Here is a 9882-nt window from a genome sequence, read left to right as displayed (position 1 = left end):
CCAGTGGTGGCTGATGGACCCCGGGCCGGACCTCGACCACTACCCGCGGATCGTGCGGGAGACGTTGACGGTCCTGAGATCGGCGGCCGCGACCTCGAAGTTCACCGTGGAGTAGGCGGTGGAGCCGTCCTCGCTCATCGCGCCGGCCTCGAAGGGGTCGGCGGCGGCGGAGACCCGCGGTGCGTCGGCGGCCCGCGTGACGAACGTCTCGACGGCCGACCGCTGACCGGCCTCGGACACCTTCGTGCCGTCCGGTGCGACGAACACGATCTGCGCGTAGGCGCCGTCGGCGGACGAGCCCGGGAAACGCTCGCCGATCAGGTCGAACGCCTTCTGCGCCTCGATGCCGGGCATGACCGAGGTGGTCTCCTGCGAGGCGGCGGGCGCGGTGGCGGCGCCCGCGCCGGCGGCGCCGAGGATCACCACCCACAACAGGGTCACCGGCCAGCGCCGCCGGAAAGCGGTCCGGTCCAGCCGGCAGAGCAAGGTAGCCACGAGAAAAGGGTCTCCAGATCTGGTTCGGGTCAGGTGACCAGCCTGGCCCGGAAGACCCCTGCGGGGCATCGTGCTCCTGCGGGCAGTGCCGCTTGGTGCCGGCGCACCAGATGCCCTGCTCTCCTCCTCCTGGAGGAGGAGAGGAAATCGCCCCCGGATGGGGCTTCGCCGGTCGCCGCGGGGTGCCAGCGTGCCTCCGGCGTCTACGGGGCCACCACACCTTGGTCGTCTGCGCCACGGCTGACGACAGCTTCTCGCCGTCTGTCAGGGCGTGACCGGATGGCCGCCGAAGTACACCTCCCGTACGACGTCGGCGCAGAGCGTGTCCAGTGCCTCACGCAACGGGCAGTGCAGCAGGCACAGATCGGCCACCGCGCCGGCCGCCACCCGGCGCGGCGCCGAGGGCCGTCGCGGTGCGCCCAGGAAGAGCCGCAGGGCGGCCTGCGGGACGAGGCCTTCACCGTCGTCCCGGTGGACGGCGGCCCGCATCACCGCCCACGGGTCGTGGGTGCCGTACGGCGCGTCGGTGCCCGCGGCGAGTGGTACACCCGCCTCGGCGAGGCTGCGGCACCGGTAGAGGTGCCCCCGGTCGTCGGGGTGGACGTCGGTGGCGTACTGGTGGCCCCGCTCGGCCGGGAAGTGCGGCTGGGTGACGACGGTCAGACCGAGGCGCCTGATCCAGGGAATGGCTTCCGCCGGGATCACCGAGCCGTGCTCGATCCGGTCACCGGCGACCGGACCGGCCTCCTCCAGGGCGAGCAGGGTGACCAGCAACTGCACCCGGGTGACGCAGTGCACGGCGACGGGCCGGGGCCGTACCCGGGCCACTGTCGCGGCCAGGCCGGTCGGGACCGGCAGCGTGGCATCGTCGAGCATCAGCTTCACCGGCGCGTCCACGCCCATGACGACCAGTCGCTGCGGCAGCGCCGACAGGGTCCGCCGCAGATCGGGTGCGGGGTGCGGGTCGGCGTTGGTGAACCCGGTCAGGCCGAGGCGCGCGGCCCGGCGTCCGAGGCTCTTCCAGTCCAGCGCCACCGGCGCTACGACGTGCCGCAGCCGCCCGTCCGCCCGCCACAGCCGGCCGTCGCGGACGCTCTCGTCGCCGTCCAGTGCGGCCGCGCGCAGGGCGGCGCTGTTGAGGAACCACATGGCTCCGCTGCGGTGCTGCACCCGCACCGGGCGGTCGGCGACGAGCGCGTCGAGAGCCCACCGGTCCAGTTCCCCGGCGACGCTCTCGTGGTAGCCGACCGCCCGCACCCACTCCCTGGGCGCCCCGGCCCGCAGGGCCCTGCCGAGCCCGTCGCGGTCGCGTACCTCGGCCGGACCCACTGGTACCGAGGCGGCCTGCGCGGCCAGCGCCGTCAGATGCACGTGGTGATCGTGCAGGCCGGGCAGCAGCGCGCCCCCGCGGCCGTCGACATCGGCCGCTCCGGCCAGCCGCCGCCCCAGCTCCGCGATCCGCCCGTCCGCCCCGATCCGTACGTCGGTGCCGGCCCGTCCGTCGACCTCCACGTTCCTGATCAGCACGGACCCGGCCCGGTCCGGGCGCCGGCGAGCGCGGCGGCACAGGCGGCCATGGACACGCACAGCAGTTCACCGCCGCCGGCCGCGAGGGAACGGGCGACGGCGTCGGCGGCGTACAGGCCGGTGACGGGGTCGGCCAGCGCGTCACCGAGGAACACGGGACCGCCCCCCGCGTCGCGTCCGGTCAGGCCCCCGGCCACCGCCGCGTCGTCGCCGAAGGCGATCCGGTCGTCGTCGCGGCCGTAGCCGGTGATGCTCACCCACACCCGTCCGGGCCGTGCGGCCAGGAACTCCTCGGCGCGCACACCGAGGCGGCGCAGCGCCCGGGGCCGGGACGCCTCGATGACGACGTCGGACCGCGCGACGACGTCGGCCAGGGCGCCGGAGGCAAAGTCCAGCACCAGGCTGTCGTGCCCGTCGTGCAGCCAGTGGTAGAACTCCGGATGCCTCTGCCTCGCGCCATCCGGTCTGGTGGTGCTCTCCACCTTGGTCACGTGCGCGCCGCCCTGCCCGAGCAGTCGCGCGCAGAGCGGTCCGGCCCACAGGGCGGACAGGTCGAGCACCCGGGGAGCGGCGATCGGACGGGTCCGCCGCTCGCCGTGGGAGCTGGTGAGTACGGGGGCCCGGTCGGGCAGGACCGGTCCGAGCGCGGCCGCGGCGATGCCCACCGCCTGCGCGCAATGCGCGAGTTGATGAGCCATTACCCGTCGGGCGGCTGTGGTCAGGGTGGTGTCCCCTGTGCCCAGGAGGCCGAGGAGCGCGGGGACGCCGGCGTGGTCCTCCGGGCGGGCGAGGTTGACGGCGGCCCACCCGTCGGCGGTTTCGAGGAGCCGGCAGGAGCCACCGGCGGAAGTCCGGCCCGGCGCCGCGAGCCCGGCCAGCCGCGCGCGCAGGAAAAGGACCGTGGGCAGGTCGACGGGGACGCCGGTGCGGCCGGTGAAACCTGCGGCGACGGCACGGAGCGGGCTGAGGAACGGGTCGACATCGGCCATCCATCCATTGATGTCGAGAGCACTGTTCTTCATTCCGGTAACCACCTTCTCTTCCGGCTGAAGGCAGATTACACTCGACCGCCCATGGACTCGCCCTTCCGCCTGATCGACCTCGATCACCCGGCACCGCCGCCCACTCGGGCCGTCCACGACCAGGTGCTCGTGGGGGTGGCGGCCCGGCCGAGGGCCGTGTCGGACGACTTCGACGTCCTGTTGACAGGGGCCGCCGACGCGCCACGCCCCTGGGTGTCGTGCCCGGACCCGAACGCCACCGCCCGGCACATCGAAGAAACCGTCGCCCGGCAGCCGGCCGCCGCCGTCACCCTGGTCCAGGTACTACGTGTGGGTGAACCGCTCCCGTCGTCCGACCGACTGCTGATCGAGTCCCTCGCCTACTCGGCCCTCCAGGGCGGTGCGGGTTTCCGCGCCTGGCTGGCGACCGCACCGCCCCGAGCCCCGCGCCCCGCCCGGCACCCCGTCCGGCTGCGCCGAGACGGCGACCGTCTGACCGTCGTACTGGACCGCCCCTGGGTGCGCAACGCCTTCGACGCCGCCACCCGGGACGCCCTGTGCGAGTCCCTGGAGGTCGCCGCGGCCGATCCGTCGATCGCCCGCGTCGAGCTGCGCGGCAACGGGCCGGCGTTCTGCGGGGGTGGCGATCTGGCGGAGTTCGGCAGCTCCCGGGACACCGCCGAGGCACACCGGGTACGCGTGCGCCGCAGCCCCGCGGCGCTGCTCCTGCGGTGCGCCGCCAAAGTGACCGCTCATCTGCACGGCGCCTGCGTGGGAGCCGGCATCGAACTGCCCGCGTTCGCGGGGCGGGTGGCGGCCGCCCCCAACACGGTGGTCCGGCTGCCCGAGATCGCGATGGGGCTGATCCCAGGCGCGGGAGGCACCGTGAGCGTCCCCGCCCGTATCGGCCGCGAACGCACCGCCTTCTTGGCCCTGACCGGCACCACCCTCGACTCGGCGCGGGCGCTGTGCTGGGGTCTGGTCGACGAGCTGGCTCCGGCCGCCTCTTCCTGACCCCGTGGCATCACTGACGACACCGGCAAGCGGTGAACCACCCGGGCAACCGCTTCGCCGCGTTCCAGCGCGCGCCTGGTGCCCTTGCCGTGATCGCGGGGCAGGCGACGCCGGCGCTGGACGGTCCCCCGCCCTCCCTTGCTCCACTGCCGTTCCGGGCGGTCCAGGACGAGATCCGCGAAGCCGTGGTCGTGGGCCCGGCGCAGGGCGTCGTCGGTGTCCTGCCGGATCCGGCGGACGAGTTCCACCGAGCCGGCAAAGCGCCGCCGCGGACGCAGCCGCCGCCTGAGCGTGACCTCGATCCGGTGGCCGTACAGGTCGCCGCCGAAGCCCAGCAGACGCGCTTCGAGCAGGCGTACGCCCTGGCATCCGTAGGACGTCGCCCGGCGGAGACCACCGCCGCGCACTCGCCGCGTCCGTCTCCGGACCGACGCCCACGGTACCCGCGCACACGCCGTCCAGGCGGACGGTGTCGATGTCGCTCAGGTCGGCCGTCGGGTGTCCGAGGTCCGTGCCGGGCCCAGCGCCCGGCGCCTGCTGCCGCCGCTGGAAGAACTGGGGGTTGAGGAACATCGGAACGAAAACCGGCGCTAAGCCTCCCGCGCCCTTAGAGCGCTTTGACCTGGACTTCTTCGAGGGCGGAGCCTTCAGCAGTCGTGTTGATCATTGACTGTGTGGAGGTCCGGGGTGCCGGTCGAGTTTCTGACGGATGCACAAGCCGCCGCGTACGCGGCGTACAACGGGGCGCCGTCCCGTACGGAGTTGGAGCGGTTTTTCTTCCTGGACGATGCTGACCGGGAGCTGATCGAGGGTAAGCGGCGGTCCCACAACCGGCTGGGCTTCGCGGCCCAGCTCACGACCGCGCGCTACCTCGGGGTGTTCCTGGACGACCCGACTGACGTGCCGGCTGAAGTCGTCGGCTACCTCGCCGAGCAGCTCGGCATCGCGGACGCGTCGGCACTGAAGGCGTACGGGGAACGGGAGAACACCCGGCTGGCTCACGTCCGTGAGCTGCGGAAGGTCCTGGAGTACACGGAATTCGCCGAGGCGGAAGCCGAGTTGCGGGTGTGGGTGGACGCACGGGCGTGGACGACCGGGGAGGGCCCGAAGGCGTTGTTCGACGCGGCGGTGGGGTGGCTGCGTGAGCGGCGGGTGCTGCTGCCCGGCGTGACGACGCTGGCGCGGCTGGTGGCCTCGGTGCGGGAGGCGGCGAACCAGCGGCTGTGGGACAGCCTGTACGGGCTGCTGAGCACCGGTCAGCGGGCGGTGCTCGACTCGCTGCTGACCGTGCCGCCCGGTGCGCGGGTGTCGGAGCTGGACCGGCTGCGGCGAGGCCCCGGTGCGGATCTCCGGCCCGCAGATGAAGTGGGCGCTTGAGCGGGCGACGGAGATCGACGCGTTCGGGATGGGTGAGCTGGACGTGTCCGGGATACCGCCGCGGCGGCTGGCGGAGCTGTCGCGGTACGGCGTGGACGGCAAGGCGTCCCTGCTGCGGCGTCACGGTGACTCGCGCAGGCTGGCCACCCTGCTGGCCACCGCGGTCTACCTGACGAGCAGGGCGGTCGACGACGCGCTGGACCTGTTGGAGGTGCTGGTCGCGACGAAGCTGCTCGCGCGGGCGGAGCGGGAAACGGCGAAGCAGAAGCTGAAGACGCTGCCGAGGATGGAGCGGGCCGGGATCAGGCTGGCGACCGCGTTCCGGGTCGTGTTCGACACCACGAGCGAGCAGGTCGACACCGAGTCCGGGGAGATCAGTCCGCCGGAGGTGGCGACGCTGACGGCGATGTGGGAGCGGATCGAGGAGGTGGTGCCGCGCGAGGAACTGGCCGCCGCGATCGCCGCGTTGTTCGAGCTGACGCCGCCGATCGACTCGGACTCCGGCTCCGACTCCGATCCACCGCAGGCGGCAGGCTGAGGGCTCAGTAGGGCAGCCCCTCGGACGCCGCCCGCAGGGCCTCATCAAGGCAGGCGCCCAATTCCGCGTCGCCGGCGTCCGACCGGCCGGCATACCGCCGGGCGAAGTCCTCCACCGCCGCCCGCAGCGCACCGTTCAGGGTCGCGGCGTGCACGATCACCGCGAGGTCGCCGGGGCCGGCGCCGGAACGCCGCGCGAGCAGGCTGCCGAGAACGGGCAGCGCGTCATCGTGCGCCTGAAGCCAGACGGCGCGCAGGGCCGGTTCGGTGGAGGTCATGCGGATCAGGTCGAGGATGACGGGGGTGGCGGACGGCAGGTCCCCCCGGCGGCAGGTGTCGGCGAAGAAGTCCAGCAGACTCGTCTCCGCCGGCCAGTGGTGCAGGCGGTCCACCATGAAGTCGAGCCCCGCCGTCAGCAGGGGGAGGGCGCAGCTCTCCTTCGACGGGAAGTGGCGCCACAGGGTGCGGGCGGAGATGCCCACGGCCTGGGCTATCTGCTCGACCGTCGTGGCGGTGACGCCCCGCGTGGTGAACAGACGCACCGCCGCACAGGCGATGTCGAAGCGGAGTGCCACCTTTCGGCGCTCGACGAGCGACAACCCCTCGTCCGCGGATGCTGTCGGGCGCGGTGCCTCGACCGGCGTCTGGCTCACCCTTGCCCCATTCTTCCCTGTGCCACGTCCACCGCAGCATAACGAGGGGGCACCGCCCTCGCGCGGTCCGCGCACCACAGATGACGCATGCAGCCACCTTGTCACTGCCTGACACTCGGACCTACTCTCCAGTAAGCGACCGATGGGTAACCGGAGTTGCCCCGGCCCTACTTGGCATGCGCATGCCATTGCATGTCCGACCGCCACCACCACGTCCAGGAGTCGCTCATGCCCACCCCCACCCGACGCGCAGTACTCACGGGCGCCGCCGGACTCGCTGCCGCGGGTCTGCTCCCCACCCGCGCCGCGGCCGCCCCGGCCCGGATCCCGCTCACCCGGGAGGAACACCGGGCCGTCGTCATCGGCTCCGGCTTCGGCGGCGGTGTGGCCGCGCTGCGGCTGGCCCAGGCCGGGGTCGCGGTGACCGTCCTGGAGCGCGGCCGGCGCTGGCCCACCGGCCCCGGCGCGGAGACCTTCCCCCGCGTCTCCGGCCTGGACAAGCGGGCGCTGTGGTACGGCACCCTGCCCGAGGCCGTCCGGCCGCTCGCCCGGCTGATCGGTACCCCGCTCGACTTCGAGCCCTACGTCGGCCTGCTCGAACCGGTGCTCGGCGAGAACATCCTGAGCGTCTGCGCCGCCGGGGTCGGCGGCGGCTCCCTGGTCTACCAGGGCATGACCCTCCAGCCCTCCGAAGCGGTGTTCAACACCTGGCTCCCCGAACAGCTCGACTGGCGACGCATGGACCAGGTCCACTACCCGCGCGTCGCCCGCATGCTGCACGTGGCCACCGCTCCCGACACGTTGATCGACAGCCCCACCTACTACGCGGCCCGCGTCTTCGCCGACCGCGTCCGCGCGGCCGGGTACGTCCTGGAGAAGATCCCGATGCCGATCGACTGGGACTACGCCCTGGCCGAGCTGCGCGGCGAGATGAAGGCGTCGTACACCAACGGCGACTGCGCGCTCGGCGTCAACAACGGAGGCAAGCACTCCGTCGACGTCACCTACCTGAAAGAAGCGGAGGCAACCGGTCGGGTCACCGTCGCCACCCACCACCACGTCACTTCCGTGGCCCGGGCCGCCGACGGCCGCTGGGAGGTGCACGTCGACCGCACCGACGACCACGGCGTCGTGCGGGAACAGAAGATCCTCACCACCCGCGCCCTGGTCATGGCGGCCGGAAGCGTGGGCACCAGCAAACTCCTGGTGCGTGCCGGGGCCACCGGTGCCGTCCCCGACCTGCCCGACGGACTCGGCGAAGGGTGGGGCACCAACGGCGACCGCATCTACGCCTGGACCAACCTGTGGGAGGACTTCGGCTCCGAGCAGGGCGGGCCGGTCGTCTACGGCAGCAAGCAATGGGACGACCCTGCCACGGCCAACACCGTCATCCAGGCATCCCTGCCGCCGCTGGGCATCGACACCCGTACGACGATGCTGGTCGGCTTCGGCGTCAGCTCCGACCGCGGCCGCCTGCGCTACGACGCCGCCACTGACTCCGTGTCCCTGCACTGGCCGGCGGGCGGTGACACCGCGAGCCACCGCGCCATCCACCGCCGGGTCGCGAGGATCTCCCGGGGTCTTGGGACCCTTACGGACACCAATTCCCTGGTCAACAGCACGTGGCACCCCCTGGGCGGGGCGCCCATGGGCACCGTGTGCGACTTGGAGGGACGCGTACTGGGGCAGCGCGGCCTCTACGTGCTCGACGGAGCGCTGATTCCCGGCACGACGGGCGCCTGCAACCCCTCCATGACCATCGCCGCGGTGGCCGAGCGCGCGATGGACGCCATCACCGCCCAGGACGTCGGCACCGTCATCTGACCGGCGCCCGACAGCCGTCCGACCCCCGTCACGACGAGCAAGGAGCACGTCATGAGCCGCAAGAGATACCGTTCCCGCACCACCCGCGCCGGGGCCCGGCTGCTCGCCGGCACCGTCGCGGGCGCCGTCGGCCTCTGTCTGGCGACCGGGCCGGCCTCCGCCACCGACACCGCCATCGCCACCGAGCCGGTGGTCTCCCGCGGGATCACCATTCCCCCGTTCTACGATCCGCCGGCCGAACTGCCCGCCGTCAACGGCGCCTTGGTCCGCACCGAGCCGATGGAGCTCGGGCTGAGCATCCCGGGCCTAGACGGCCGCCCGATGCCGGGCACGGCGACTCGCCTGATGTACCGGTCCACCGACTCCGCCGGGCAGCCCGTCGCCGTCACCGGCACCTACCTCGAGCCCTCGGCGGCCTGGACGAGGTCCGGTCCGCGCCCGCTGGTCGCGGTGGCCTCGGGCACCATGGGCCAGGGCGACCAGTGCGCGCCCTCGTTGGCGCTGGAGAACCCGCTCACCCTCACCGGCGACACCGTATCCGTGGGGTACGAGGCCCTGGCGATCTACCGCATCCTGGCCACCGGCGCCGCGGTCGTCGTCACCGACTACGTCGGCCTCGGCACCACCGACCGGCTGCACACCTACGTCAACCGGCTGGACCAGGGACACGCCCTGCTGGACGCGGCCCGCGCCGCCCGCGCGGTACCGGGCGCTTCGGTCACCGCCTCCTCGCCCACCGGCCTGTACGGCTACAGCCAGGGCGGCGGAGCTTCCGCCGCCGCGGCCGAACTGCAGCCCTCCTACGCACCCGACGTCCCGCTGAGCGGCACCTATGCGGGTGCCCCGCCGGCCGACCTCACCGCCACCATGAAGGGCATCGACGGCAGCGCCCTGGCCGGTGCACTGGCCTGGTCGGTCAACGGCTTCGCCCAGGCCGACTCCGACCTGCGGGCGGTGGTCGAGGAGAACGTCAGTGACAGCGGCAAGGCGGTGCTGAAGGACACCTCGACCATGTGCGTCGGCGACGCGCTCTTCGGCTACGGCTTCGCGGAGAGCACCGAGTGGACCAAGGACGGCCGGTCCATCGGTGCTGTCATAGCCGCCGAGCCCGCGGCCCAGGCGGCCCTGGACAGACAGCGGATCGGCACGCTCGAGCCCGCGGGCCCGGTACGGGTGGCCACCGGCGTCCACGACGACATCGTGCCCCATGCCCAGGCCCGGCAACTGGCCGTGGACTGGTGCCGCAAGGGCGCCGCCGTCACCTACAAGGCGCTGGTACTGCCCAACCTCGGCGACAAGATCCTCACCAACCACTTCGTGCCGCTCCTGACCGACCAGGGCGACGCGATCTCCTGGCTGATCGACCGTCTGGCCGGCAAGCCCACCACCTCCAACTGCCCGACCATGCCGCTCCAGCCCTGAGCCGCGCCGCCCCGCGCCGCCGGGACGTAACC

General features: G+C 73.0%; 7 protein-coding genes and 2 pseudogenes. 4 read left to right on the top strand and 5 right to left on the bottom strand.

The features are described from left to right. Positions 1-39 precede the first annotated feature (39 nt). From ACTT8P_RS37000 to ACTT8P_RS36990, 3 genes are all read right to left on the bottom strand, one after another. Positions 40-495, bottom strand: coding sequence for an MMPL family transporter (locus ACTT8P_RS37000; RefSeq protein ID WP_442836185.1), 456 nt, complete (start codon positions 493-495; stop codon positions 40-42). A gap of 264 nt (positions 496-759) precedes the next feature. Next, the gene (locus tag ACTT8P_RS36995) at positions 760-2022 is read right to left on the bottom strand and encodes an amidohydrolase family protein (RefSeq protein WP_442836184.1); all 1263 of its coding nucleotides are present in this window, start codon (positions 2020-2022) and stop codon (positions 760-762) included. Further along, positions 2016-3044 (bottom strand): CoA transferase, encoded by a 1029-nt coding sequence (locus ACTT8P_RS36990; RefSeq protein ID WP_442836183.1) that lies wholly within the window; start codon positions 3042-3044, stop codon positions 2016-2018. Before ACTT8P_RS36990 ends, ACTT8P_RS36995 begins: the two co-directional genes overlap by 7 nt. 51 nt (positions 3045-3095) lie before the next feature. Between ACTT8P_RS36990 and ACTT8P_RS36985 the strand changes: the two genes are divergently transcribed. Next, positions 3096-4037 carry an enoyl-CoA hydratase/isomerase family protein gene (locus ACTT8P_RS36985; RefSeq protein WP_442836182.1) on the top strand — a complete coding sequence of 314 codons (942 nt, stop codon included), beginning with the start codon at positions 3096-3098 and terminating at the stop codon, positions 4035-4037. Between the two features lie 215 nt (positions 4038-4252). Here the strand turns inward: ACTT8P_RS36985 and ACTT8P_RS36980 are convergent. Further along, a pseudogene (locus tag ACTT8P_RS36980) lies at positions 4253-4444 on the bottom strand (riboflavin kinase); the annotation flags it as partial. A gap of 280 nt (positions 4445-4724) precedes the next feature. On the opposite strand from ACTT8P_RS36980, the pseudogene ACTT8P_RS36975 reads away from it, so the two are divergent. Next, positions 4725-5916: pseudogene (locus tag ACTT8P_RS36975) on the top strand (DUF4158 domain-containing protein); the annotation flags it as partial. A gap of 40 nt (positions 5917-5956) precedes the next feature. Here ACTT8P_RS36975 and ACTT8P_RS36970 read toward each other — a convergent pair. Then, on the bottom strand, positions 5957-6604 hold the full coding sequence (locus tag ACTT8P_RS36970; RefSeq protein WP_442836181.1) for a TetR family transcriptional regulator: 648 nt from the start codon (positions 6602-6604) through the stop codon (positions 5957-5959). Between the two features lie 228 nt (positions 6605-6832). Between ACTT8P_RS36970 and ACTT8P_RS36965 the strand changes: the two genes are divergently transcribed. Together ACTT8P_RS36965 and ACTT8P_RS36960 are read left to right on the top strand one after the other, a co-directional pair. Beyond that, positions 6833-8428, top strand: a complete 1596-nt coding sequence (locus ACTT8P_RS36965; RefSeq protein WP_442836180.1) for a GMC oxidoreductase — start codon at positions 6833-6835, stop codon at positions 8426-8428. 51 nt (positions 8429-8479) lie between these two features. After that, on the top strand, positions 8480-9850 hold the full coding sequence (locus ACTT8P_RS36960) for a lipase family protein (protein ID WP_442836179.1): 1371 nt from the start codon (positions 8480-8482) through the stop codon (positions 9848-9850). The last annotated feature ends 32 nt before the right edge of the window (positions 9851-9882 follow it).

This window comes from Streptomyces sp. JW3 (assembly GCF_052216785.1).
GTDB lineage: Bacteria > Actinomycetota > Actinomycetes > Streptomycetales > Streptomycetaceae > Streptomyces.
This window is presented reverse-complemented; position numbering and strand designations above follow the sequence as displayed.